The organism is Acinetobacter sp. XS-4, from assembly GCF_023920705.1.
GTDB lineage: Bacteria > Pseudomonadota > Gammaproteobacteria > Pseudomonadales > Moraxellaceae > Acinetobacter.
The window spans coordinates 3,738,454-3,763,376 of sequence record NZ_CP094657.1 but is presented as its reverse complement, the minus strand read 5'-3'; the positions used below and the strand labels follow the sequence as shown (position 1 = coordinate 3,763,376).

The following is a 24,923-nucleotide window of genomic DNA, read 5'->3' as shown; positions in this document are numbered from 1 at the left end:
ATTATTTTTGGAAAATTAGAACATTACCATGCCTGCATATCAATTTACTGCCATTGATGCTTCAGGGAAGCAGCAAAAAGGAGTGCTTGAGGGAGACTCAGCACGCCAGATTCGCCAACAATTACGTGATAAAGCATGGACACCAATTAGTGTTGACCCTGTTGAACAAAAAGATAAACATCAGAGTCAGGGGTTATTCCAAAAAAAGTTCAGTGCTTATGATTTAGCACTCATGACCAGACAACTTTCTGTTTTGGTTGCAGCAGCAATTCCTCTAGAAGAAGCATTACGTGCGGTGAGCAGGCAAAGTGAAAAACCGCATGTGCAAAATCTTTTATTATCTGTCCGTTCTCGTGTTTTAGAAGGGCATTCACTCGCACAAGGGATGCAGCAATCTGGACGGTTTCCTGACCTCTATATTGCAACGGTCGCAGCAGGTGAGCGTTCGGGGCATTTAGATCTGATTTTAGATCAGCTCTCGGATTACACTGAAAACCGTTCTGCCATGCAAAAGAAGGTTCAGGGCGCTATGATTTACCCAATCATTTTAATGCTGATGTCCTTTGGTATTGTGATGGGCTTAATGACTTACGTTGTGCCAGAGATTGTAAAAACATTTGATCAAAGCAAAGATGCTCTACCGTGGATTACAGTTGCTTTAATGAAAGCCAGCGATTTTATTCGGCATGCTTGGGTATTTATTATTATTTTTGCAGTTGTGGGAGTAGTCGCATTCGTACGATTTTTAAAAACGACTGCTGGGCACTATGCTTTTGATCGATTAACACTCAAATTGCCATTATTCGGTAAACTGTCACGTGGTATTAATTCTGCACGATTTGCCAGTACTTTATCTATTTTGACGCGTTCAGGTGTACCTTTGGTCGATGCCTTAAAAATTGGTGCGGCAGTGACTAGTAATTGGGTCATACGCGATTCAATTGCCCATGCAGCTGAGCGTGTGACAGAAGGTGGCAACTTGGGTACACAACTTGAGCGCAGTGGTTATTTTCCACCAATGATGGTACAAATGATTCGAAGTGGTGAGGCATCAGGCGAACTGGACCGGATGTTAGAACGTGCATCGACCATGCAAGACCGTGAGGTTACAACATTTATTTCAACCTTACTGGCATTACTTGAACCGCTTATGCTGGTTCTAATGGCAAGCATTGTACTGGTTATTGTAATCGCGGTTATGCTGCCAATCGTAAATATGAACAATATGATTTAATAACTTTGATATTAGAGATAATGATGAAGATGGTCATGAAACAAAAAGAGCACGTTAAGGATGCTCAAAAAACCTCAAGCGTAGCTTTCGGACTTGCGGCACGTTCGAGCGGTACTCGAATGAAACGCGCCTCAGGCTTTACCCTCATTGAAGTTATGGTCGTGATTGTAATTTTAGGCGTGTTAGCAGCGTTAATCGTACCAAATGTTATGGGGCGTAGTGAAAAAGCTAAAATTGATACCACCCAAATTACATTAAAAGGTGTGGCAGGTGCTTTAGATCAGTACAAGCTTGATAATGGACACTTCCCAACTATGCAAGAAGGTGGACTAGATGCTTTGGTTAATCAACCTGCGACAGCAAAAAACTGGATGCCAGGTGGTTATGTAAAAGGTGGTTATCCGAAAGATAGTTGGAAAAATGATGTTCAATATGTCATTCCAGGGGCAGATGGTCGAGCTTTTGATTTGTACTCATTTGGGGCAGATGGTAAAGATGGCGGTGAAGGTAATGATGCAGATATTTATTATCAGCCTTAATTGAAAATATAATAGAGATTATCAATTCAGTTAAAAAGATAAACTGATAAATTTGAATTGATAATCTCTCTCAATCAGAAAAATATAATAAACAACTGAAAAATATAAATTAAAGTTAATAATTATATTTGAGATTTATAATAAGAATTATTCCCATATTTAATAGTTACAAGAAAGTTAAAATGTAGAGAAAAATAAGCTATATATTTAAATGAAAGCTTTGCATAATAAATAAAAAGCACTTTATTCAATTAAAAAGGAGAGATTAAAATGAAGGCATTTCTCATATTAGCTGAACTGACTCAGTTCCATTGGGTAATGCTCAAATCTGTCCTATTGATTTTGGGTTTATTGCCAATTGCCGAAGTTTCATTAAAGTTATGGTTGAGTACAGAGGGAAGTAGCCAAATTATGATTGGTTTCTTCGCATTAAGTATTGTGAGTGCATGGTTGATGGTGAGCTTTTTTACCGCATTAAAAGCGAGTATTTGGCAAGCTAAACAAATATCTACTAAATATGAGCAATTACTTTTTAAAGCTTATCGTTATGTGCCAATGGTGTTTTTATCGAGTTTAGTTGCTTATTTATCTTTGCAATTATCGATCGCTTTTTAATGATCTTTTAAAACCAAATTTTTTAAATAAAACGTATACTAAACATCTACGTTTTATTTTTTAGTTAAGCAGGTTGTACCACTATTGCTGTAATTTTACGGACAATAGGCAAAATGAAAAGTAGCGTGGGAAAAGCGATTAACCAAGAAATTGCCCATGCAGACATCCAGATATAAATGGAAAATTCTTCTAATCCCAAACTTCGTAATGTACTGATCATCGAAACCACAAAAGTCATAATGATGGACAGAAGAAAAGGCAAAACGATAGAGGTGTAGCGATTTGGAAGTTTTTTAAAACTAAACAAAGATTTTGAGTTTTGCATTTTTGACTCCGTAAACCAACAAACGCCAGTGCCATTCAAAAATATAAAAATATTTTGAACAAATAGCTCCAAGCATTGTTGGAGGTATGTTGGCACGTTGATTGACGTAAACGTTTACGGCTTTTTGATGAGCAGATTTAATTTAACATGAATTTTGAAATCTGGAAATAAAAAGAGGGTGTTTCTTTTTTTGTACATATTATATGCTTCAAATCAGATATTTAAGAACATGAGAAAAAGTAAATGGAACAAATTGAGTGGAATGATTTTTTAAAAGTAGAGCTTCGCGTTGGTAAAATTATTGAAGCTGAAGTTTTCGAAAAGGCGCGTAAACCTGCCTATATTTTGCATGTAGATTTTGGTGAAGAATTGGGTGTGCGTAAATCAAGTGCACAGATTACCAAGCTCTATCAACCACAAGATTTGGTGGGTAAGTTAGTTGTTGCTGTAGTGAATTTCCCTAAAAAACAAATTGGGCCTATTCAGTCCGAATGCTTAGTGACAGGGTTTCATAATGCAGAGGGTGAAGTAGCACTTTGTATCCCAGAGTTTGAAGTACCTCTGGGTACAAAGTTATTGTAAATTAGCGGCGGGATTTAAAAGAAATGTCAACTTTACGTGGACGATATACCCAACCTAAAATCAGCAGTAATACTGCAAATCCTAACACTGGATAATCACCTAAACGGTTATAAAGGGTTTGTCCTTGCATTGCAGGTAAATCGCCTCTCAAGACAAACTCTTTATCGAGCGGTGCTTGTTCAGTGATATGACCATTTTGATCAATAAACGCTGTTACACCGGTGTTGGTTGCACGAATAAACCAGCGACCATTTTCTTTAGCTCGCATCTGCACCATTTGTAAATGTTGCCATGGTCCAGCAGTACCCGTAAACCAAGCGTCATTAGATACAGTCACCAAAAAGTCGCTGTCTTCTGCATTGCGTCGGGTAAGGTTTGGATAAGCCACTTCATAACAAATCGCAGCAGCAAGCGCATGCCCTTTGATCATGAGTGGTTTCTGGTTACTCTCGCCACGTGAAAAACCACTCATGCTAATATCATTTTGCATGGCTGGTAATACCCAAGAGAGTAAGCCTGATAATGGAATATATTCACCAAAAGGTACGAGGCGCTGCTTTTTATAGAGGCCGCTTGAATCGCTACCAGACGCCATAATGCTGTTGTAATACAGCGGGCTACCGACTTCATGAGATTTGGTAACATCCCAGTAAGGAACACCAGTTACCCATGCAGTGTGGTTCTTTTTAGCTTGTGCATCCATTGCATCCAAAAACGGTTCAATGTCAGTTTGGAAGAGTGGAATTGATGATTCAGGCCATACAATTAAGTCACGGCCCCATTCAGATTGAGTCAGACCAGCATAAATTTCTAATGTTCTAACTTGATATTCAGTTAACCATTTTAAATCTTGTGGAATGTTACCTTGAATCAGCGAAACGCTAAGTGGTTTAGCAGCTTTAGGTTTTACAAACTGTATATATGATGCTCCCCATGCGCCTAAAACTAATAGGGCAGATGGGATCACCCAGAAAATACGCTTGCGCAGAACTTCAACTAAAGCACATGCTAATACAATGACGACGAAGGAAATTGCATAAATACCGAATAGAGGTGCGTAACCATCGAGTAAACGTTCAGTAAAAGCGTAACCCACAAACAGCCATGGGAAACCTGTAAATACCCAAGTTTTTGCCCACTCGAAAACAATCCAGAGTGGTGCAAAAGTCAGTGGTGTTTCAGGAAAGAAACGTCGGTAAACCCAAGTCTGAAGTGCGGTAAATAAGCCCATAAGCAGGGCCATAACAGCAATCATACACACGCTTAGAAAAGCATTGGTGTCGCCATATACATGGATGGAAGTGTAGAGCCAAAAAGCGCCTACAAACCATAAGCCGAAGCCATAGCTCCAACCAATAACAAATGCTTGTTTAGCCGAACGTTTATGTAGTGATGCATAGAGTAGGGCTGGAGATAAAATTGCCAACCACCACCAATAATAAGGTGCCAGTGAAAAACTGAACACGGCACCTGAAAATAAAGCAATGAGTAAAGGAAAAATTAAAGGAAGCTGTTTTTGTGGTTGCGATGAATCTAACAGCTTTTCAAAGTATGCTCTCATTGACGTACAGCTCGAATCAGATGAATAGTGCGGGCATCTGCTTCAACGATTGTAAATAACCAATTTCCAAGCTCAACAGTTTGACCTTGTAAATCACTTACCAGACCAATCTCTTGAAGTAATAAACCGCCGACAGTTTCTACTTCATCGTCAGAAAAATCAGCATCTAAAACAGTATTGAAATGTTCGATTGGTGTAAGTGCTTGCACCATCCATGCATTTGCTACTGTATGGTCATTGTCAGGAACGATGTACTGAGCATCTTCATCAGCAGTGTCATGTTCATCTTCAATTTCGCCAACGATTTCTTCAAGAATATCTTCGAGCGTAACAAGACCGGCCGTTGAGCCATATTCGTCAATCACAATAGCAATATGAGTCTGTGTATGTTTCAACATGCGTAGAACCTGATCGGAACGCGCACTTTCTGGAACAAATAAGGGTTGACGCATAAGAACTCGAATATCAACTTTGGTATTCGGTTCAGTTAGAAACGGCAGTAAATCTTTTGCGAGCAAAATCCCGACAACATTATCAGGCTGATCAGAAGAGAAGACTGGAAAGCGTGAGTGAGCAGACTCGACCAATACATCAAGAATATCAAGTAACTGATCATCTTCTTGCAAACTGATCATTGCTGTTCGTGGTGTCATGACTTCACGAATTTTTGTAGCTGGAAGGTCAAGAACACCTTCAAGCATGGCAACAGTATCTGGTTCTAAAAAGCGACGTGAATTTTGGACTAATTTTAATAATTCATCACGGGTTTCTGGTGCTGTGCCTAACCATTTTCGTAAGCCGCGCATTCCCCACGACGGACTTGGTTCCTCTTGCATGATCTTTCCTAAAGACTCAATCTATCAAATGAATACTTTGAATCATACCTAAGAAAAGATGCTTATGCATCTATAAAACAAGCTAAAAGACAAAACGTATATTGTTATGTAAAAGCCAGTTACAGTTAACAGCTCAGTAATTTGTTTATGCTAAAATGTGAAAATTCTATTTGTTCGAGTTTGTTATGTCAGAGCAACCCATTTCACCTACTGTACAACTCAATACGCGTGGTTTACGTTGTCCGGAACCTGTCATGATGTTGCATCAAGCCATCCGCAAATCTAAATCTGGGGATGTGGTTGAAGTCTTCGCAACAGATAATTCGACCTCGTGGGATATTCCTAAATTTTGTATGCATTTAGGCCATGAGTTGTTGTTGCAAGAAGAATGCTTAGATGAAAATGGTCATAAAGAATTTCATTACTTAGTGAAGAAAGGGTAATAGAATAATAAGGCTTCTAATAACGACGATTAGAAGCCATTAATAATTCAAATTTAATTTGAAATGATAATTTTTTACAAATAAGAATCATTATATAATCTATAAAATGATGTGTATAAATGACGTATAAAAATGATTAAATATTTTGTGAAACGAAGCTTATTTATTTTTATTTGGTTTTTCTGTATTGCTGGTTTATTACAAATAGAAACCTCTTGGTTATCTGAAACTGTTGCTGTCATTATTTTGGTTACTGTTGTTATTTTTGGCTCAATTTTGTTGGGTTATAGAAATACATATTTTGCTCCCGAACCAAAAATAAAGATGAGTTTGATTTTACATGCAAGTTTTATGGGGCTTATGTTAGTTATTGATTTATTGTTTGGTAAGTCAGTTTGGTACTTCGATTTAGCACGAAACTTTGGTTTTCTTGGCCTGTTTTTATTAGGCTCATTTATTTTCTATAAAAAGAACCTCAATTTAAACGTAGCCAAAATACCACCTTTTCAATAAGCAAATTCCACTAAAAAGCCCCGAATAATCGAGGCTTTTTTATTACATGTTTGGATATGAGACATGGCTAGCAAAGCAACGCTTTGCCGTGTCGCAAGGAATTACATATTAGGGTAATTCGGACCACCGCCGCCTTCTGGCGTTACCCATGTGATGTTTTGAGATGGGTCTTTAATGTCACAGGTCTTACAGTGAACACAGTTCGCTGCGTTAATCTGGAAGCGTTTAGAACCATCATTATCTTCCATGATTTCGTAAACACCAGCAGGGCAGTAGCGCTGTGCAGGCTCATCCCATTTCGGTAAGTTTACGTTCACTGGAATTGACGGATCAGTAAGCTTCAAGTGAGCTGGCTGATTTTCCTCATGAACCGTGTTAGAGATAAACACAGAAGATAAACGGTCAAATGTAAGCTTGCCATCCGGTTTTGGATAGTTTGGCTTGAAGCTAGTTGCATCAACGGTTTTCAATACAGCGAAGTCTTGCTTCAAGTCATGTAAAGTGAATGGCACTTTAAAGACATTCTGGTCGATAAAGTTAAATGCACCACCCATCCACTGACCAAATTTATGCATTGCTGGGCCAAAGTTACGAGAGTTATAAAGCTCTTCTTTTAACCAGCTGTTGTTGAATTTGTTAGTGTATGAGGTTAATTCTTTAGTGAATAAATCTTCGCCTTCGGTAACGCGTGCAATGGCAAGGTCACCGCCTTTTTCTACACCAGCAGCAATCGCCTCAAATACAGCTTCACCACATAACATGCCTGATTTCATGGCAGTGTGTGAGCCTTTGATTTTTGCAAAGTTTAAGAAACCTGCATCATCACCAATCAAGCAGCCGCCCGGGAAAGTCAATTTAGGCAATGAGTTGAAACCGCCTTTCACTACAGCACGTGCACCGTAAGAAATACGCTTACCACCTTCTAAATACTGTTTAATCAGTGGGTGAGTTTTCCAGCGCTGCATTTCCATAAATGGATACATGTGTGGGTTTTCATAAGACAAGTCCACAATCATACCCAAAGTCACTTGGTTGTTTTCAGCGTGGTATAACCACCAACCACCGGAAGAAGCTGTTTCAGCCAATGGCCAGCCAGCGCCGTGCATGACTAAGCCCGGCTTATGTTTTGCTGGGTCAATTTCCCAAAGCTCTTTAATCCCGATACCGTAGTGCTGTGGATCAACATTTTTATCGAGGTTGTATTTTGCAATTAGGAGTTTGCCTAAATGACCACGGCAACCTTCAGCAAAGAGAGTGTATTTAGCGTGAAGTTCATAGCCCGGAGTAAAGTTATGCGTTGGTTCGCCATCTTTACCAATACCCATGTCACCAGTTTGAATACCTTTTACAGTACCGTCTTCATGGTAAAGTACTTCAGATGCAGCAAAGCCAGGGAAGATCGAAACTTCTAATTCTTCAGCTTTTTGACCTAACCAGCGTACAACGTTACCTAAAGAGATCACATAGTTACCATCGTTGTGCATGGTTTTAGGAACCATCCAGTGAGGTACTTCTTTTGAGGTGGTGTCTGAAAGTAAGAAGAATGTTTTGTCTTCAGTGACAGGGACATTAAGAGGCGCGCCTTCATCTTTCCAGTTCGGGAAAAGTTCATTGATGGCACGTGGCTCAAGCACAGCACCAGACAAGATATGCGCACCTACTTCAGAGCCTTTTTCAACTACACAAACAGAAAGATCGGGTAAGTTATTTTCAATCGCTAATTGACGGATCTTAATCGCAGCAGACAGACCGGCAGGTCCTGCACCTACGATGACAACGTCAAACTCCATCGATTCACGTTCGATGTGTTCCATGTAGGACTCCTCAATACTTAAAGGTGGCAACCGTCATATTCAGAAATTCGGTGCTGCCGTGAGTGTTTTAATCCATAGGCGCAAATATGCTATTGTGCCTTTTATCGTTTTGGCTAGTATAGTTTTAAACCATGATCTAGCCAATTGGCTGAGTCGTCATATTTTTTCGTCAGCAAGGCATAAACTATGGTAAATCAAAATAATTCCCCATCGGATATGGGAAAAATACCGTTATCTGATGATAAAAACTTAATGAACATTGCACAATACTTAAAAGGTGTACAGCAAAGTCACAAAAGGTCAATTCCACCTTTAGAGCAGTGGCATCCAAAGCATTGCGGCAAAATGGATTTGACGGTTAAAGCCAATGGAGAATGGTGGCACGAAGGTCAATTAATTAAGCGCCAAGCTCTATTAGATCTATTTACCAAAGTCCTATGGAAAGAAGAAGGGAAATTCTACCTGAAAACCCCCGTAGAACAAATTGAAATTGAGGTTGAAGATGAACCTTTATTAGTCAATCAGGTCGATCAAGTTGAAATTTCAGGTGATCAATTTTTACAACTGACCACGACCAATCAAGATGTGATTTTGGTTGATGCTGAACATCCAATTTTTATGCGTGAATATGCAGGGGAGTTACGTCCTTACGTACATGTCCGATTTGGAATTAATGCGCTTATTCAACGCCAGTCTTTTTATCACTTAGTGAACTATGGAACACTCATCGAAAAAGAGAATGGTGAAACCGTTTTAGAGTTAAAAAGTGGTAATTTGTTCTTGCAATTAGGCACTTGAGGTTTAAGCTTTAGGAAGTGAAATTTTCTGACACTTCAGTACAGCTATGACCGCCATACAACCTCTGTTTACCAATCTAGAACCTATGCCTAAAGCATCAGCAGATGCCCCAATTGGTATTTTTGATTCAGGAATTGGCGGAATGTCGGTCGCAGCAGAAATAGCTAGACATTTGCCGAATGAACGTATTGTGTATTATGCCGACACAGCCTACGTTCCTTATGGCCCTCGTTCTGATGAAGAAATTAGAGAGCTCACAGCTCGCGCCGTTGATTGGTTATACCGCCAAGGTTGTAAAATTGCGGTGGTTGCCTGTAATACCGCTTCAGCATTTAGCCTTGATCATTTGCGTGAGCATTATGGTGAACACTTTCCAATTGTTGGTTTAGTTCCCGCATTAAAACCTGCCGTATTACAGACACGTTCTAAAGTGGTTGCCGTGTTGGCAACACCTGCTACTTTTCGTGGGCAACTTATTAAAGATGTTGTCGAGAAGTTTGCTGTTCCAGCAGGAGTTAAAGTCATGACTTTAACCAGTCTTGAACTTGTGCCTTGTGTGGAAGCGGGGCAGCAAATGGGTGAGGTGTGTTTAAACGCATTAAAAGAGGTTTTACAGCCTGCCGCTGAGCAAGGTGCAGACTATTTAGTGCTCGGTTGTACGCATTATCCTTTCTTAAATGAAGCAATTCATCATCTTTTTGATAACCAATTCACACTGGTTGACTCAGGGTTAGCAGTTGCCCGACAAACAGCCCGTATTTTAATAAAAAATGCGTTATTATGTGACCAAATAGGTCAGAATGTTGCACGTATTGAATGTTATGTCAGCGGTAATAATGCCGAGGCACTGCAACCTGTTTTAGAACATATGATTCCACAAGAGTTAACTTGGACACTTCATAATCTGAACTGATCTTTTTGATATCATTTAGAAAATAGTGTTTTTTTATATTTATTATTTTATTTGGGGCGGTTCATGATCTTGGCTGATTTTAAGTCACATACAGATCATGAGGCGAAAGGGTATTGTTATGCTCGATACACGCTATCAGATTTTTATTTCAACGTCTGGCCGCGATATGCAGCCAGAGCGAATGGTTTTGTCTCAAACCTTGGTGGGAATGGGTTTCTTTGCTTGGGGGCTAGAACATCGAACACCTTTAACGACCACACTTGCACGTCGACAAATTGATGAATGTGATTATGTAATCTTACTTCTAGGAAGTCAGTATGGAGAGCAATCGATTTCTGGTGTGAGTTATCTGTCTTTAGAATATGAATACGCGTTAAGTCAGGCTAAACCTATTATTGTATTCATGCATGAACAGCCTGAAAGCCGTGAAATAGATTTACAAGAAACACATCCACAACTTAAAGATAAATTTCTCGTATTTAGAAAAAAGTTATTACACGAAGCAAAGCATATTTTTTACTTTAAGACTCCACGTGAATTGGAGTTGGCTGTCCGTTTAAATATCCCTTTAATGGTTGAGCAACATATGGGGCAAGGTTGGGTTCCTGCTCATCAAGCTCAGCAGTTGGAAGACGAAATTAGACTATTAAGAAGTAAAATTTTGCAGTTAGAACAGCGAGTAACCGAGCCATCAGTGCAGTTAAACGAAGTTGCACCGCAAGATATTTTTGCATTTGAATATCAGATTCAAGCATTTCAGGATGGCAACTTCAAAGAGCTGAAACGACAGAGACAAATGACATGGTCTCAGTTGTTAAGCGTGCTGGCAAAGCGCTTTGAAACAGCTGTGCCAGAAGAGAATTTTGGAATTTGTCTGAATGAATATTTAAATCAGGCAGGCTTAGAAGATGCCCGTCAGGAATTACCTCGTGCACATGCGGTGGCCTGTGCACAGATTAATCACAAGGCACTATTTCGAATTAAAAATCAAATGCAATCACAAGGCTGGATTGTTCCAACGCAAACTGAACAATCATATGGCCTATGGAAACTAACCACTAAAGCTCAAAAGATATTGCTTAGCTATAAATGGAATCATCGAGGCGTTCGATTAAAAGCTTAGAGCGATTCAATTTATATATGACACTGAAAACTGTTACATTAGTGTCATAAGATGAACTGAAAGGCATTTACTCATGTCGTTTGAACAAAAACCGAAAGTTACTGTCATTTTAGCGAATTTAGGCACACCAGATGAGGCGACTGCGCCTGCGGTGCGCCGTTTTTTAAAACAGTTTTTATCTGATCCACGCGTGATTGAAATACCAAAATTCATTTGGTGGATTATTTTAAATCTGTTTGTTTTACCTTTTCGCCCGAAAAGAGTGGCGCATGCCTATGCTTCGGTATGGTCAACAGACTCGCCAATGCGCGAAATTGTGTTTGAACAAACCAAACGTGTGCAGGCTTATTTAGAGCAAGAAAATAAACAGTTTGATTTAACTGTTTTAACCGCAATGACTTACGGTAATCCGGGTATTGATGCAGTTTTAGAAAAATTGGCGGCTAACCCACAAGAACATGTCATCTTATTGCCTTTGTTTCCTCAATATTCTGCAACGTCTACAGCGCCGTTATATGATGCATTTGCCAAGTGGATTCCAGCTCAGCGGAACTTGCCAGGTCTGACCATTATTAAAGACTATTATCAGCATCCTATGTTTATTCAAGCCTTGGCAGAAAGCGTTTTAGCCTACCAAGAGCAGCATGGTAAAGCTGAAAAGCTGTTGATGTCATTTCACGGTATTCCACAGCCGTATGCAGACAAAGGCGACCCTTATGCAGATCGTTGTCGCATTACAGCAAAGCTAGTCGCTGAAGCCTTACATTTAAAAGATGATGAATGGGCAATTAGCTTCCAATCACGTTTTGGAAAACAAGAATGGGTCAAGCCTTATACAGACCAGCTTTTACAAGATTGGGCGAAGCAAGGCGTTAAATCTGTTCAGGTATTAAGCCCAGCTTTTTCTGCCGATTGTTTAGAAACACTTGAAGAGTTAGCTATTCAAAACGCAGAGTTGTTTCAAGAAGCAGGTGGTGGTAGCTATGCTTATATTCCAGCTTTAAATAGCGATCAGGCTCATATTGATTTGCTTGCAGGTTTAGTTCAGGCTAATCTTGATGCCCTTACCCATACCTTAGCCCACCGTTAATTGCGTTTTAGCCAGAGGTTTTTATGCTGCAAGTCAAAATTGTTCCTGTTACTGCATTTGCTCAAAATTGTTCCCTTGTTTGGGACAGTGAAACGAAAGAAGCAGTTTTGATTGATGCGGGTGGTGATGCTGCTGTTTTGAAAAAAGAAGTAGAAGCATTAGGTTTAAAAGTGAGGGCTCTATGGCTAACTCATGGGCATTTAGATCATGCAGGAGCAGTAGGTGAGCTTGCCAAAGAATGGAGCGTTCCGGTTATTGGCCCACACAAAGAGGACCAGTTCTGGCTAGATATGATTCAGGAAGTATCAGCACGTTATGGCTTTCCAATTCCACAACCTGTCAAAGTCGATCAATGGCTTGAAGGCGGCGAAGTACTAAAACTTGGCGAAGATGAGTTTGAAGTACGCTTTGCACCGGGGCACACGCCAGGACATGTGGTTTTTTATAATAAAAACCATGGCTTACTTTGGACAGGCGATGTTCTGTTTAAAGGTTCGATTGGACGAACAGACTTCCCACGTGGTAACCATGAGCAGTTGATTGAATCGATTAAACGTGAATGTTTTAGTTTGCCAGATGATACTCAGTTTATTTCTGGACATGGTCCAATGAGTACCATTGGCTATGAAAAGCAATTTAACCCTTTTGTCGCCGGTAAAGCAGGTTAATCCTCATAATCATCTTCATTTTGACTACCCTTGTTTTGCTGAGGAGCATCTTGGGTAGGCAGTCTATATTCATCGTTTGCCCAAGCGCCTAAATCAATTAATTTACAACGTTCAGAACAAAACGGACGAAATTCATTACCTTCCCAAACGCTTGGTTCACCACAACGTGGGCAGGGGAATGTACGTGGCATAAAGCGATATCCTCAAAGTGAAGAGAAATAGATTAGGCAAAAGTCAGGTGACTTGTTAGACTTGTGCCGATTTTTATTTAGTTTGATGTGATTATGCCGATTCGTCAATTTCAAGCACAACGTATGCAAGCGCCTCGCGATTTTACCCCAATTGAAAATACCCCAATTTGTGTAGAAATTGGAGCGGGCAAGGGTAAACATGCTTTGCTATTTAGTGGGCAACAGCCACAGCACACGTTGTATGCAATTGAACGAACCCGAGAAAAATACTTAGCAATGCAAAAACAGCATGGTTTGGAACCAAGAGATAACTTGATGCCTGTACATGCAGATGCTTTACCTTGGGTAGTGCATGCTTTACATCCTGCTCAAGTTGAACATTTCTTTATTCTCTACCCAAATCCAGAACCACATAATCCAGCACAGCGCTGGTTAAATATGCCATTTTTCGAGTTCTTAATCTCGCGTCTGCAAACAGGTGGAACCATTACTCTGGCAAGTAACATTCCTGAATATATTGAAGAGGCAGAGCATCAGTTATTAAATGTATGGAAGCTGCCTTACCAAAAAGAAAAAATTGCTCAAACGTCTGCACGTACACATTTTGAGATTAAGTATTTAGAGCGCAGTGAGCTTTGCCAGCAGCTCATTATGACCAAGCCTGAGGGTTATAAAACTCGATTTGATGAATTCGCGCCATTGCAAGGGCAAACACATGGCGAATAAGCGGGTTGCCATTATTGGGGCAGGCCCAGCAGGTCTTATGGCTGCTGAGGTGCTCAGCCAATACGCTTATGATATTGATGTCTATGAACAAAAGCCCTCTGCTGCGCGTAAGTTTCTAATGGCAGGTAAAACGGGCTTAAACATCTCGCACGCCGAACTTTTAGCACAGTTTATTGAACGTTATGACCATGTAGAATGGCTCAAACCGTGGGTTGAAAAATGGGATGCAGTCTGGATTCAAAGCTGGATGAAAAGTCTGGGGATTGAATCCTACGTTGGTACTTCAGGTCGCATTTTTCCTGTCGAAATGAAAGCGGCACCTTTACTGCGTGCTTGGCTAAAACGCTTAGCAGAGCAGCAAGTTAAATTCTTTTATCGTCATCGTTGTATTGATTTGAAAGGTACGGCAGTGACTTTACAAAATCAGAATGCTGAAACTTTTACCCAGCAATATGATGCGGTTGTATTGGCCTGCGGTGCGGTGTCTTGGTCACAATTAGGTAGTGATGGTGCATGGCAGCAATGGGTTGATCAATCTAATGTTGAGCCTTTCCAACCAAGTAATGCAGGTGTATTGCACGCGTGGTCTACTTTTATGGAAAGCTGTTTTGGTGAACCTTTAAAACGTATCAATGCGTGGGTTGAACCTAGCCAGATTACACATGGAGATATTGTAATTACTCACTATGGTTTAGAGAGTGGCGTTATCTATAAACTCGGACGAGCTTTACGAGAACAACAAAAACAAGGGAAGAGCTTAAATTTGTTTTTGGATTTGTTGCCTGATGTTGAGCTATCAGTGCTAGTTAAGAAATTAGAAAGTGGTAAAAAACAATCGCTCACTAATATCTGGCGTAAAGCAGGTTTAGACACAGCTAAAATTAACTTAATTAGAGAAGTCGTTGATAAAGCGTTATGGAGCCAACCAGATGTTATGGCTCAGCAAATTAAAGCACTTCAAATCAAGTTAGAGGGCTTTAGACCCATCGAAGAAGCGATTAGCTGTGCTGGTGGTATTAAGCAAAAAGCATTAACTGAAAACTTGAGCCTCAAACAAATCTCAGGTGTGTTTTGCTGTGGTGAAATGCTGGATTGGGATGCCCCTACGGGCGGATACTTACTTACTGCATGCTTTGCCACAGGGCGAGCGGCTGGTGAAGGTGTGCATTCATTCTTAGAAAAATAACAACTAATTTGGTGCTATGTTTGATATGTGAAAAGTGTTATTTTTGAGCAATCAATAATAATAGGATTTACGAAAACATGTCTCAAGCATCGCCAGTCTATCAGGGAAGTTGTTTATGTCAGGGTATTCGCTATGAAATTAAAGGCGGTATCGGAGATATTATTCAATGCCATTGCCAACGCTGCCGAAAAGCGAACGGAACAGCATTTGCAACTAATGCTCCTATCAATAGCGCAGATTTTAAAATCACCCAAGGTGAAAACTTAGTCAAAAAATTTGCTGTGGAAGGTGTGTACCGCTGGTTCTGTAGTGAATGTGGTTCACCTTTGATTAGTTCGCGTGATGGACAGCCTGAATTATACCGTTTAAGAATAGGGACACTTGATACCCCATTAAACCAAAAGCCGACAATGCATATTTTTGCAGCTTCTAAGGCAGAGTGGGACTGTATTCAGGGTGATTTACCACAATTTGCTGAACGACCATGATTTGAAAAAGTATATTTAAATCAAATTCAAAATGATCTAATATACTTAAAACGGGGAGATGGCATTCCTCCTCTGAAAAACCGCCGTATTGGCTAATGATGCCTACGTTACCCTCATGTATTTATATCGCTGGGTACGTAGGTTATTGCGTACTCTGCTTATTTTTGGAGTACGCCATGTTATATTTTCCTTCATTATTTTTTGCTCTTTTAGCGTCTATCTAAAGGGGTAGTCTTATGTATTACTCTCTACTTTCAATTGCTTTAGGTTCAGTTCTAGGGGCATGGTTGCGTTGGTTTCTAGGCTTAAAACTCAACCCGATCTACCCACAAATTCCACTTGGCACTGTCACTGTTAATTTAGTCGGTGGTTTTATTATTGGTTTTGCAATTGCCTACTTTGCTCAAAGTGATTTAAGCCCGAACTATAAGCTCTTTGTGATTACGGGTTTTTGTGGTGCTTTAACTACGTTTTCAACGTTCTCAATTGAGATTGTGACTTTATTACAAAGTGGCAAATTGGGAATGGCGATATTGGGGATTTCTATCCATTTAATTGGATCATTAATTTTTACGTGCTTGGGGTTGGCGACTTATTATTGGGTGGCAGGCAACTGATATTCCGATGTTTAAGGATAGGGATATACTGCACGGCCTCTGTTTTACATACTCTCCAAGACCATTTGTATAGGCATACCTTACTTTTGAAAGATCAAAAGTAAGCAAAAATCTTTTGTTTCGCTGATGCTACATCCATGTAGCACAGCAAAACAGCGGCATCCATGCCGCTTGTCACGATAGTAAATGATGAATTAAAAACTTCTGATTTATTTCTGGGATTTGATACGCGTTAAAGTCATCAACAGCCTGACTGAAATCAGCTATATCTTGTTTTTGCAAGATACTTGATAAGTGTAAACAGTGAACAGGTTCTGTTGATGAAAATGGTTTTGCCTACTTTTTCCAAAAGAAAAGTAGGTCGAGCCGAAGGCTAGTCTAGATATAGAACGTCACTGAAAAAATTCTGTTGTGACAATCTTCTAATTTAAGACATTACTTACTAGCACTTATTATTTTTCAGTTAAAGCTTGACCTTCAAACTTCACACCATTCCAACCATTTTGCATAAACTGACGAATATTTTGATGATCAGTGCCCTCAGGAGTAGCCAATACAGATGCGTAGTGTTCTGCAAATAAACTCAAAGTTTGTGCTTGGTCTAAACCTTGTAACTTGGCAAAAGAGAAAACTTTTGCACTGCCTTGATTTTCAGTCGCAGCATTAAGCTGTGCACCATTTTGAAAAGCCGTTGGAGTATGTTGGTAACGTGCTTCAATATGAGCTAAAACGTCTGAAAATTTTGCTGTGCCTGCTTGTAATTGTGCAAGTAACTCTTGTGCCATTATCTTAAACTTCCTATTAAATGAGGGTTCAAGGATAGCATCGAATAACAACTTTGAAAGCTCGGCGAATGCAAAAAATTGATGAGTTGCGGGAAAAATAAGAAGAGTTTTTATATAAGTTGTGGATAAGTTCTCTTTTATACACAACATAAAAAGATCGAAAAAATACACATAAAAAAAAGAAGCCTAAGTGGAGGAGATAGTCTTAGGCTTCCAATGATTTAAGTGTATTGCTCAAATCTTAACGTAAGATTAACTCTTACGATTAAAGCGAGCGAAGCGTTTATTAAAGGTTGCAACACGGCCTTCGTTACTTGCTTGACGTACTTCACCTGTGTAGAAAGGGTGAGATGCACTTGAAATATCAAGGGTTACATAAGGATAGACTTGTCCTTGATATTCTTTGGTTTGTTTAGACTGAAGAGTACTGCCAATTAAGAAGTAAACATCTGCATTGGTGTCATGAAATAACACTTGTTGATAAGCAGGATGAATATCTTTACGCATGAGAGATTGTCCTAAATTATTTTTGATTAAAGAAATGTTATAACATAACAATTAAAAAGTCAATGTACCCCATAAAGGTTACACTGACTTAAAATTTAATTAGTTAGAAGGGGGGACTAGTTCTTCAAATAAATGACTAAGGTTGTCATGTACTTTTAAGTGAATCAGGTTCCAGTAATGTCCTGAAATGGTTCTATTAACCATAAGCGTATCTGGCGATGGTTTAAAGACATCCCAGTACTTCAAAGATTTTTTCACAAGCAACATACCATCATGGTGGGATGAGTTCTCGGCAAAATCATAGGTGGTATTAAGCGGACGTAATAACACTTCAATCCAGAGCTTATATAGATCACTCGGGAACTTACCTTTTTCAGCAAGAGAGTGTAGTTCAAGCAGTTCTGTTTCAATAAGCTCGATATTTTCATGACGAGCTGCATTTACCAATCGTTTGAAACTATACACAATTTCATTGGAAAGCGTTTTAACACTGCCATAGTCATAAATAATGACACTGCCATCTTGGCGGAAGGCAAAGTTACCCGGGTGAGGGTCACAGTGAAAACGTTTTAAAAAGAACATTTCCTGACCTAAAGCACGAATCAAACGACGTCCAATCGTGTTTCGAATTTCGATAGGCCATACACTGGCAGTTTCAATGCTGTCACCTTGTTCGAGGCTCAAGGTTAAAATACGTCTTGAAGAATAATCTTTATAAACAGTAGGGATAATAATTTTGTCATCTAACTGGCTATGAAATGTTTTAAAAACTTCAAGGTTTTGAGCCTCGATTTCATAGTTAAGTTCTGCTGAAAGACTATCTTGAATTTCTGCAAAAAGCTGATCTTGTAGCTTTTTATCAATTTTAAGTACACCCATTAAACGAAGTGCTAAACGCACTTGTTTTAAGTCACTTTCACAGGCTTCATCAACACCAGGGTATTGAACTTTCACTACAACTTGTTCGCCACTAGGCAGAGTAGCTTTGTGGACTTGGCCAATTGAAGCAGCTGCAAAAGGTTCTTGATCAAAAGATTTAAAGGCAACATTGAGCGGTTTTCCAAGCTCACGTTCAACTTGTTGTTGAATAGCAGCAAAAGGCATCGCTGGGGCTTGGCGTTGTAACTTTGAAATTGCTTTAGCGACTTCGGGTGGGAAAATATCTTTATATTGAGATGCAATTTGGCCGACCTTCATGACGGCACCTTTCATTTCACCTAAGGTGTCGGCAATTTGCAAACCAATATCCTGAAATAACTTGGTTTTTGAAGCCAGCTTTTGCTCTTCGTCTGCGGTCAAGTTTCGAATCGAGTTAGAAACGGTTTTCGTTGCAATGCTCGCGGTCATTCCTGCAAGTTTCATAAATCGTTTGCCGGGTGAACTTGCATTCTTTGCCATATCTTCGATACCTCATTGACTACAACATAATATTGCCTAGTTTTGATCATAGGTGACAAAGCTTAAAAAGCCTATATGAAATTGTTTATCTCATGTAAGAAAATTTTCGAAAAACAAAATGTTATTTTTATAGTAAAAAATGTGAAAAGCTTGTGAAAATCCATTTCATAAACAAAGCTTTAATATCTATAAAGTGTCTGTTTTTTTGGTGCTAATGTGAATAGCAGGTTAAATAAAAATAGAGATAACAAAAGTTATGACAAGTTTAAGTTCAGCCCATGGGCGGTCTCAGGCGGTTCCTTTATCTGTGTTTGAGCAGTCAAAAGATGCGCATATTATTCGTTCTGATGAAGAAGCAATTGAGGTTGCTAAACAACTTGCGCAAGAGTTCGCACACGAAGCATCCGATCGAGACAAGGAGCGCCGTTTACCTCTAAATGAAATTCAACAGTTTTCACAAAGCGGCTTATGGGCCATTACGGTTCCTAAGCAATTTGGTGGTGCACAAGTCAAATATCGAACCTTGGCTGAGGTCATCAAGACAATTGCGAGTGTTGATCCATCTCTTGCACAGCTTCCCCAAAATCACTTGGCTTTTATTGAGCATTTACGTCTTGATGCAGGTCCAGAACAACAACAGTTCTTCTTTAATTTAGTATTGAGAGGAATTCGTTTTGGCAATGCATTTTCGGAAAAACATAGCAAAACGGTGGCTGACCTCACTACCACATTAAAAAAGACCGAGCACGGTTATGAAATTAATGGGAAGAAGTTTTTTGCAACAGGCGCATTGCTGGCACATTGGGTTCCAATTGTCGCTGTGAATGAACAAGGGCAGCCTTATGCGGCGCTAGTTCCTCGGGAAACTTCAGGAGTGAATATTATTAATGACTGGTCTGGTTTCGGGCAAAGAACCACAGCCAGTGGGACCGTTGAACTTAATCAAGTTCCAGTACGTGAAGAATATCTAATTCCGATTTATCAGGCTTTCGAACGTCCTACACCAGCAGGTGCAATTTCACAATTTATTCAAGCTGCTGTTGATGCTGGTATTGCACGTGGTGCGATTGAAGAAACAATTCACTATGTCAAAAATCATAGTCGTGCATGGGTCGATTCAGGTTTGGAAAAAGCCAGTGATGACCCCTATACGATTGCAAATATTGGTGATTTAAAAATAAAACTGCGTGCAGCAGAAGCAGTATTAGATTTAGCAGGAGATGCGATTGATCAAGCGATTGCCGACACAACAGAAGAACATGTAAATCAAGCGACATTGCTAGTTGCTGAAGCAAAAGTACTCACTACAGAAGTTGCGATTTTAGCAGCGAATAAGCTTTTTGAGTTGTCTGGAACACGTTCTACTTTGTCAGAGCTTAATCTGGACCGCCATTGGCGTAATGCGCGTACTCACACCTTGCATGATCCAGTGCGTTGGAAATATCACATTGTCGGTAATTACTACCTCAATGGCATCCATCCACCTCGTCATGCATGGAGCTAAAGTGAAGAAAAAATAAGATTAGGAGAATAAAGATGACAATTACGCAAATTGAATTAGAAGAGCTATCGGTAGGCGCCGATTATGAAAAGGTAGCAAGTAGATTTCGTCCAGTTTTTGAAAAAATTGCCCAAGGTGCAATTCAACGGGAAAAAGAACGAATCTTACCTTTTGAACCGATTCAGTGGTTAAAAGAACTCAAATTAGGTGCAGTACGGGTACCCGTTAAATATGGTGGAGATGGGGTATCATTGCCACAACTTTTTCAGCTTCTAGCAGAATTGGCGCAAGCAGATTCGAATATTGTGCAAGCGTTGCGTGGACACTTTGCTTTTGTTGAAGACCGCTTAGTTGCCCATAAAGAGCATTCGCAGGAAGTCTGGTTTCAGCGTTTTGTACAAGGTGATTTAGTTGGAAACGCATGGACCGAAGTTGGAAATGTACAGATTGGTGATGTCGTTACACGAGTAACCAAAGATGCTTCGGGCAACTTGGTGGTGAATGGTGAAAAGTACTATTCAACAGGAAGTATCTTTGCTGACTGGATCGATTTATTTGCTTACGATGAAGTGAATGACCGTCATGTGATTGCTGCTATTTATCGCCATGAAACTGGGGTAAGTGTGATTGATGATTGGGATGGCTTTGGTCAAAAGACAACGGGCAGTGGTACTTTAAAAGTGCATCAGGTGCATTTACCAGCTTCGCACCTTATTCCATTCGACCAGCGTTTTAAATATCAAACTGCTTTTTATCAGGTTGTCCACCTTGCAACGCTAACAGGGATTGCGCATGCTGCGGTCGAAACTTTTAGCCAAGAAATACGTGAGCGAAAGCGTATTTTTAGTCATGGTAATGGGGACCTTGTTCGTCACGACCCACAAGTTTTACAGGTGGTGGGTAAAGCCTCGGCTCAAGCCTATGGAAGTCTAGCAATTACGATTAAAACAGCAGAAGCCTTACAGAAGGCTTATGAAAGTCACTTTAGTGAGTTAGAGGTGAAAGAACATCAGTTTAATGTAGATGCAGAACTTGAGTCGGCACAAGGGCAGGTGGTGATTTCTAATTTGGTATTGGATTTAACCAGCCAGTTATTTAACGCTTTAGGTGCATCGGCAAGTAGTCAGGTCAAACAACTTGACCGTTTCTGGCGTAATGCACGAACAGTCTCTTCTCATAATCCACTCATTTATAAAGAAAAGGTGATTGGCGATTGGGAAGTGAACCGTACCGATTTACCCTTTGTCTGGCAAATTGGAGCAAGCCCGCGAGCAAAGTCTGCATAATGAAAAAAAGCCGATGAAACATCGGCTTTTTTATTAGGTCTGGCTTAAACGTTTGGTATTTAAATAAAGCCGTGAGAGTAATAAAACACAAGCAATGCTTAAACCAATAATTAAACCTAGCCAAACACCAGCAACGCCCCAATGGGTATAACGTGCTAAATAAAGCCCAATAGGGAAAGCAATTACCCAATATGCCATGAGCGTAATCCACATGGGTGCTTGAGTATCTTGCATACCTCTTAAACAGCCTGCGGCACTTACTTGTAATGCATCCATCAACTGATATGCCATTGCAAACCAAAGTAAATACATTGCAACAGGAGCTACGTTTAAGTCTTGAGTATAAATCGAGATAATTTGTTCACGGCCTAGAGCAATAAAAGTCATGGTTAATATGGCAAAAAATATTGCTGTGCTGAGACCAATCTTTTGTACTTGATACATTGCAGCCCAGTTCTTTTCACCATAATAAGTACCGACACGGATAGTTAAGGCAATGGCTAGTGAAAGCGGAATCATAAACAGCACAGAGGTAACGGAAATTGCGACTTGGTGTGCAGCAATAAACACTTCACCAAGTGGGCTAAGGACCAATGCACCTGTACTAAAAATACTAATCTCAAAGAACACAGCTAAACCGATTGGTAGACCAAGCTGTAAAATTCTTTTAACTAAAGCCATATTAATTTTATCAAATCGGCTAAAAATAGATGTGTTTTGATAAGCTGAGGCTTTATAAATATAGCCAGCTAAAGTAATTAGCATGAGCCACTGTAAAATGGATGTTGCAAAACCACAGCCCGCGCTACCCAAAGCAGGTATTGGCCCTAATCCATGCATAAAAACCATGTTAAGAGGAATCAACACAACTAAGGCTAATATGCTAATAGCTGTGACAGGGCGTGGATGGCCTAATGCTTCTGAATAGCCACGTAGCGCTGCATACATGGTCACAGCTGGCATACCTAAACCAATTGCATGCAAGAACAAGCTTGCTTTAGGTCGTAAGCTCTCTGGTACGCCGAACACATGCAAGAAAAACGGCATAAGCTGCAAAATGAGCATTGCCAGTACACCTAAAATGACAGCAACCCACAATGACTGACGAACAACGACAGGGATCTGCTCTGTATTTCTTGCGCCTTTTGCTTCGGCTACCAAGGGTGTAGTTGCAATCATAATGCCGCTGAACAGGAGCATGATTGGAACCCACAAACCGACCCCTACAGCAATTGCTGCTAAATCGGTTGCAGATAAATGCCCAGCCATAATAGTGTCAATTAACCCGAATCCTGCTTGAGCAAACTGGGTAATTAAAATCGGTAGCATTAAGTGGAAGAGTTGTTTTAATTCAGACCGAAAAGATGTGACATTCGACACAAAAGGTACTCTTTTTAAATATAAAAATGAAGCTAACGCTGCAAAGTGAGTACCACACCGACAAAGATGATGACTCCACCAAGAAACCGTTGCCATGTAACAGGTGTCTTTTCTGTGCCCAACCAACCAAAATGATCAAGTAACATAGAAATAACGATTTGCCCAAAAACGACTAGCCCTGTAAAGGTTAAAAAACCAAGCTTAGGTGCAGTATAAATGCTCATGCTGATTGCATAAACCCCAAGAAATCCTCCAGTCCAAAGAAGCCATGGAATATTTGATATTTCACTTAAAGAGGGCTTCTCGGCACTTTGAAAGAAAACCATAATCGCTAAAACAATAGTACCTATGAAAAATGATAATAAAGCTGCTTGTAAGGGTGAGTGTAGTTGCTCGCGCAGTTGAGCATTAATTGCGGTCTGAAAAGCCATGGCAACACCGATTCCCATAGCTAAGGGTAAGATCAGGAAAAGTTGACTAGAGAATTTCATCATTTTTATCAGTATTTAATAATGTTTAAATTTAGTCTAAAGCAATTAAGGTATGTTTTCATAAGCCCATTGATGCAGTCATGTTAAAATAGAAATATTGTGTAAATTGGACCTGCTCCTTGGCCGTATTAAACCCTGCTTCTGTTCCTTTATCTTTATATATCCATATGCCTTGGTGTGTGCGTAAATGTCCATATTGTGACTTTAACTCGCATGCTGTACCAGATGGAGCACTTTCGTCAGAACTTGAGCAAACCTATTTAAAAGCGTTGGTCGCCGACTTTGAAACTCAACTAGAAATGGCACAGGGACGCCCAATTCATAGTGTGTTTATTGGTGGTGGAACCCCTTCACTGATTTCGGCACAGGGTTATGTATGGTTATTTGCAGAACTTAAGTCATTGCTTAAATTTGAAGATGGCTGCGAAATTACCTTAGAGGCAAATCCGGGAACGGTAGAGCATGACCCATTTGCAGGGTATTTAGAGGCTGGCATTAATCGCTTATCGATAGGTGTTCAGAGCTTTGATACTGATCATTTGCAAAAGCTTGGCCGTATTCATTCTGCAAACAATGCAATTGAAGCGATTCAACAAGCAAAGCAGGCTGGCTTTAAGCGAGTGAATGTAGACTTAATGCATGGTTTGCCTGAGCAAACGCTAGAGCAGGCGCTCTATGATCTCAAGCTTGCTGTAGAAAGTGGCGCAACTCATATTAGTTGGTATCAACTTACCATTGAACCGAATACCGTTTTCTTCCGTACTCAACCCGTTTTACCGCAAGATGAAATGCTTGAAGACATTCAAGAGCAGGGTGAGGCATATCTTAAGGCAAATGGTTTTATAAATTATGAAGTTTCGGCATGGCGTAAAGAGCTGCCTTCAGCACATAATTTGAATTATTGGGAATTTGGTGATTATCTTGCGATTGGGGCAGGTGCACATGGCAAAGTGACACGGCCCGATGGTGTGTATCGTTTCCAGAAGACTCGTTTGCCAAAAGACTATTTAGCTAAGGTTCCTGCTGAACACTTGCAAATGAAAAAGATTGAGGCAGAAGAGCTACCTTTTGAGTTTATGATGAATGCTTTACGTCTAAATGATGGGGTAAAAGCTGAGTTATATGAACAGCGAACAGGCTTAAGCTTAGATCATTTAAACGAGGTACTCACTTCACTGAGAGCTAGAAAGCTTCTGGTAGAGGATAGTTCTCGTTTGGCTTGTACAGAGCAAGGGCATATTTTCTTGAACTCCGTGCTTGAAGAGTTTTTATAATAAAGCAAAGAAAAAGCCGCATTATCAAATGCGGCTTTT

General features: G+C 40.0%; 28 protein-coding genes, 1 pseudogene and 1 riboswitch. Of the genes and pseudogenes, 19 read left to right on the top strand and 10 right to left on the bottom strand.

Translation table 11 applies throughout. From position 1 onward, the window contains the following. The first annotated feature begins 28 nt into the window (after window positions 1-28). The 3 genes from gspF (at window position 29) to MMY79_RS17460 (ending at window position 2,388) form a co-directional block, all read left to right on the top strand. Window positions 29-1,234 carry a type II secretion system inner membrane protein GspF gene (gspF, locus tag MMY79_RS17470; protein ID WP_252610575.1) on the top strand — a complete coding sequence of 402 codons (1,206 nt, stop codon included), beginning with the start codon at window positions 29-31 and terminating at the stop codon, window positions 1,232-1,234. Between the two features lie 23 nt (window positions 1,235-1,257). Beyond that, entirely contained in the window at window positions 1,258-1,773 is a 516-nt protein-coding gene (gspG, locus tag MMY79_RS17465; protein ID WP_252613561.1) for a type II secretion system major pseudopilin GspG, read from the top strand. A 270-nt stretch (window positions 1,774-2,043) separates the two neighbouring features. Continuing rightward, window positions 2,044-2,388 carry a hypothetical protein gene (locus tag MMY79_RS17460; RefSeq protein ID WP_252610572.1) on the top strand — a complete coding sequence of 115 codons (345 nt, stop codon included), beginning with the start codon at window positions 2,044-2,046 and terminating at the stop codon, window positions 2,386-2,388. 64 nt (window positions 2,389-2,452) lie between these two features. Here the strand turns inward: MMY79_RS17460 and MMY79_RS17455 are convergent, their stop codons facing one another. Next, window positions 2,453-2,713, bottom strand: a complete 261-nt coding sequence (locus tag MMY79_RS17455; protein WP_252610570.1) for a DUF2798 domain-containing protein — start codon at window positions 2,711-2,713, stop codon at window positions 2,453-2,455. 243 nt (window positions 2,714-2,956) lie between these two features. On the opposite strand from MMY79_RS17455, the gene MMY79_RS17450 reads away from it, so the two are divergent. Continuing rightward, complete coding sequence (locus MMY79_RS17450; RefSeq protein WP_174746156.1) at window positions 2,957-3,295, top strand: tRNA-binding protein; 339 nt, start codon at window positions 2,957-2,959, stop codon at window positions 3,293-3,295. 1 nt (window position 3,296) lies between these two features. Here the strand turns inward: MMY79_RS17450 and lnt are convergent, their stop codons facing one another. Together lnt and MMY79_RS17440 are read right to left on the bottom strand one after the other, a co-directional pair. Further along, window positions 3,297-4,856 carry an apolipoprotein N-acyltransferase gene (gene lnt, locus MMY79_RS17445; protein ID WP_252610568.1) on the bottom strand — a complete coding sequence of 520 codons (1,560 nt, stop codon included), beginning with the start codon at window positions 4,854-4,856 and terminating at the stop codon, window positions 3,297-3,299. Further along, window positions 4,853-5,692 (bottom strand): CBS domain-containing protein, encoded by an 840-nt coding sequence (locus MMY79_RS17440; RefSeq protein ID WP_004794939.1) that lies wholly within the window; start codon window positions 5,690-5,692, stop codon window positions 4,853-4,855. The genes lnt and MMY79_RS17440 overlap by 4 nt, the downstream gene beginning before the upstream one ends. A 185-nt stretch (window positions 5,693-5,877) precedes the next feature. On the opposite strand from MMY79_RS17440, the gene tusA reads away from it, so the two are divergent. Beyond that, the gene (gene tusA, locus MMY79_RS17435) at window positions 5,878-6,135 is read left to right on the top strand and encodes a sulfurtransferase TusA (RefSeq protein WP_252610566.1); all 258 of its coding nucleotides are present in this window, start codon (window positions 5,878-5,880) and stop codon (window positions 6,133-6,135) included. Window positions 6,136-6,267: 132 nt separating this feature from the next. Beyond that, window positions 6,268-6,648, top strand: a complete 381-nt coding sequence (locus MMY79_RS17430) for a hypothetical protein (RefSeq protein ID WP_252610564.1) — start codon at window positions 6,268-6,270, stop codon at window positions 6,646-6,648. Window positions 6,649-6,749: 101 nt separating this feature from the next. Here MMY79_RS17430 and MMY79_RS17425 read toward each other — a convergent pair whose 3' ends face one another. Next, window positions 6,750-8,462 (bottom strand): electron transfer flavoprotein-ubiquinone oxidoreductase, encoded by a 1,713-nt coding sequence (locus MMY79_RS17425; protein WP_252610562.1) that lies wholly within the window; start codon window positions 8,460-8,462, stop codon window positions 6,750-6,752. Between the two features lie 186 nt (window positions 8,463-8,648). On the opposite strand from MMY79_RS17425, the gene MMY79_RS17420 reads away from it, so the two are divergent. The 5 genes from MMY79_RS17420 to MMY79_RS17400 all read left to right on the top strand — a co-directional run bounded on the left by MMY79_RS17420 (window position 8,649) and on the right by MMY79_RS17400 (window position 13,054). Beyond that, window positions 8,649-9,260: a DUF1285 domain-containing protein gene (locus MMY79_RS17420; RefSeq protein WP_252610560.1), complete on the top strand. Its 612-nt coding sequence runs from the start codon at window positions 8,649-8,651 to the stop codon at window positions 9,258-9,260. Between the two features lie 46 nt (window positions 9,261-9,306). Further along, window positions 9,307-10,173, top strand: coding sequence for a glutamate racemase (gene murI, locus MMY79_RS17415; protein WP_252610558.1), 867 nt, complete (start codon window positions 9,307-9,309; stop codon window positions 10,171-10,173). Window positions 10,174-10,291: 118 nt separating this feature from the next. Continuing rightward, complete coding sequence (locus MMY79_RS17410) at window positions 10,292-11,296, top strand: DUF4062 domain-containing protein (RefSeq protein WP_252610556.1); 1,005 nt, start codon at window positions 10,292-10,294, stop codon at window positions 11,294-11,296. 73 nt (window positions 11,297-11,369) lie between these two features. Continuing rightward, window positions 11,370-12,386, top strand: a complete 1,017-nt coding sequence (hemH, locus tag MMY79_RS17405; RefSeq protein ID WP_252610553.1) for a ferrochelatase — start codon at window positions 11,370-11,372, stop codon at window positions 12,384-12,386. Between the two features lie 23 nt (window positions 12,387-12,409). Beyond that, a complete protein-coding gene (locus tag MMY79_RS17400; RefSeq protein WP_252610551.1) occupies window positions 12,410-13,054 on the top strand; it encodes an MBL fold metallo-hydrolase in 645 nt (214 codons plus the stop codon). On the opposite strand, the gene MMY79_RS17395 is transcribed toward MMY79_RS17400, so the two are convergent. Further along, the gene (locus MMY79_RS17395) at window positions 13,051-13,245 is read right to left on the bottom strand and encodes a DNA gyrase inhibitor YacG (RefSeq protein ID WP_004794921.1); all 195 of its coding nucleotides are present in this window, start codon (window positions 13,243-13,245) and stop codon (window positions 13,051-13,053) included. The genes MMY79_RS17400 and MMY79_RS17395 overlap by 4 nt on opposite strands. Window positions 13,246-13,332: 87 nt before the next feature. Here MMY79_RS17395 and MMY79_RS17390 point away from each other — a divergent pair, with 87 nt between their 5' ends. From MMY79_RS17390 to MMY79_RS17370, 5 genes and pseudogenes are all read left to right on the top strand, one after another. Next, on the top strand, window positions 13,333-13,971 hold the full coding sequence (locus MMY79_RS17390; RefSeq protein ID WP_252610550.1) for a tRNA (guanine-N(7)-)-methyltransferase: 639 nt from the start codon (window positions 13,333-13,335) through the stop codon (window positions 13,969-13,971). Continuing rightward, the gene (locus MMY79_RS17385; RefSeq protein WP_252610547.1) at window positions 13,961-15,157 is read left to right on the top strand and encodes a TIGR03862 family flavoprotein; all 1,197 of its coding nucleotides are present in this window, start codon (window positions 13,961-13,963) and stop codon (window positions 15,155-15,157) included. The genes MMY79_RS17390 and MMY79_RS17385 overlap by 11 nt, the downstream gene beginning before the upstream one ends. Before the next feature lie 77 nt (window positions 15,158-15,234). After that, on the top strand, window positions 15,235-15,645 hold the full coding sequence (locus tag MMY79_RS17380) for a GFA family protein (RefSeq protein ID WP_252610545.1): 411 nt from the start codon (window positions 15,235-15,237) through the stop codon (window positions 15,643-15,645). Between the two features lie 45 nt (window positions 15,646-15,690). After that, a riboswitch (Fluoride riboswitch) is annotated at window positions 15,691-15,757 on the top strand. Window positions 15,758-15,881: 124 nt separating this feature from the next. Beyond that, window positions 15,882-16,262, top strand: coding sequence for a fluoride efflux transporter CrcB (gene crcB / locus MMY79_RS17375; protein WP_252610543.1), 381 nt, complete (start codon window positions 15,882-15,884; stop codon window positions 16,260-16,262). Window positions 16,263-16,426: 164 nt separating this feature from the next. Continuing rightward, window positions 16,427-16,553, top strand: a pseudogene (locus MMY79_RS17370) (hypothetical protein). Window positions 16,554-16,714: 161 nt separating this feature from the next. Here the strand turns inward: MMY79_RS17370 and MMY79_RS17365 are convergent. The 3 genes from MMY79_RS17365 to MMY79_RS17355 all read right to left on the bottom strand — a co-directional run bounded on the left by MMY79_RS17365 (window position 16,715) and on the right by MMY79_RS17355 (window position 18,952). Beyond that, window positions 16,715-17,047: a HopJ type III effector protein gene (locus tag MMY79_RS17365; RefSeq protein ID WP_252610541.1), complete on the bottom strand. Its 333-nt coding sequence runs from the start codon at window positions 17,045-17,047 to the stop codon at window positions 16,715-16,717. A gap of 252 nt (window positions 17,048-17,299) precedes the next feature. After that, window positions 17,300-17,554 carry a type B 50S ribosomal protein L31 gene (locus MMY79_RS17360; protein ID WP_252610539.1) on the bottom strand — a complete coding sequence of 85 codons (255 nt, stop codon included), beginning with the start codon at window positions 17,552-17,554 and terminating at the stop codon, window positions 17,300-17,302. Between the two features lie 99 nt (window positions 17,555-17,653). Next, window positions 17,654-18,952, bottom strand: a complete 1,299-nt coding sequence (locus MMY79_RS17355) for an AarF/ABC1/UbiB kinase family protein (protein WP_252610538.1) — start codon at window positions 18,950-18,952, stop codon at window positions 17,654-17,656. Window positions 18,953-19,208: 256 nt separating this feature from the next. Here MMY79_RS17355 and MMY79_RS17350 point away from each other — a divergent pair, with 256 nt between their 5' ends. Further along, window positions 19,209-20,456 carry an SfnB family sulfur acquisition oxidoreductase gene (locus tag MMY79_RS17350; RefSeq protein WP_151747387.1) on the top strand — a complete coding sequence of 416 codons (1,248 nt, stop codon included), beginning with the start codon at window positions 19,209-19,211 and terminating at the stop codon, window positions 20,454-20,456. Between the two features lie 32 nt (window positions 20,457-20,488). Beyond that, window positions 20,489-21,739 carry an acyl-CoA dehydrogenase family protein gene (locus MMY79_RS17345; protein WP_005301987.1) on the top strand — a complete coding sequence of 417 codons (1,251 nt, stop codon included), beginning with the start codon at window positions 20,489-20,491 and terminating at the stop codon, window positions 21,737-21,739. 33 nt (window positions 21,740-21,772) lie between these two features. Here the strand turns inward: MMY79_RS17345 and abeM are convergent, their stop codons facing one another. Further along, window positions 21,773-23,119 carry a multidrug efflux MATE transporter AbeM gene (gene abeM / locus MMY79_RS17340; RefSeq protein WP_252610537.1) on the bottom strand — a complete coding sequence of 449 codons (1,347 nt, stop codon included), beginning with the start codon at window positions 23,117-23,119 and terminating at the stop codon, window positions 21,773-21,775. Between the two features lie 32 nt (window positions 23,120-23,151). Next, window positions 23,152-23,613 (bottom strand): DMT family transporter, encoded by a 462-nt coding sequence (locus MMY79_RS17335; protein WP_004794898.1) that lies wholly within the window; start codon window positions 23,611-23,613, stop codon window positions 23,152-23,154. A gap of 116 nt (window positions 23,614-23,729) precedes the next feature. On the opposite strand from MMY79_RS17335, the gene hemW reads away from it, so the two are divergent. Next, complete coding sequence (gene hemW, locus MMY79_RS17330) at window positions 23,730-24,884, top strand: radical SAM family heme chaperone HemW (RefSeq protein WP_252610536.1); 1,155 nt, start codon at window positions 23,730-23,732, stop codon at window positions 24,882-24,884. Window positions 24,885-24,923: the final 39 nt, after the last annotated feature.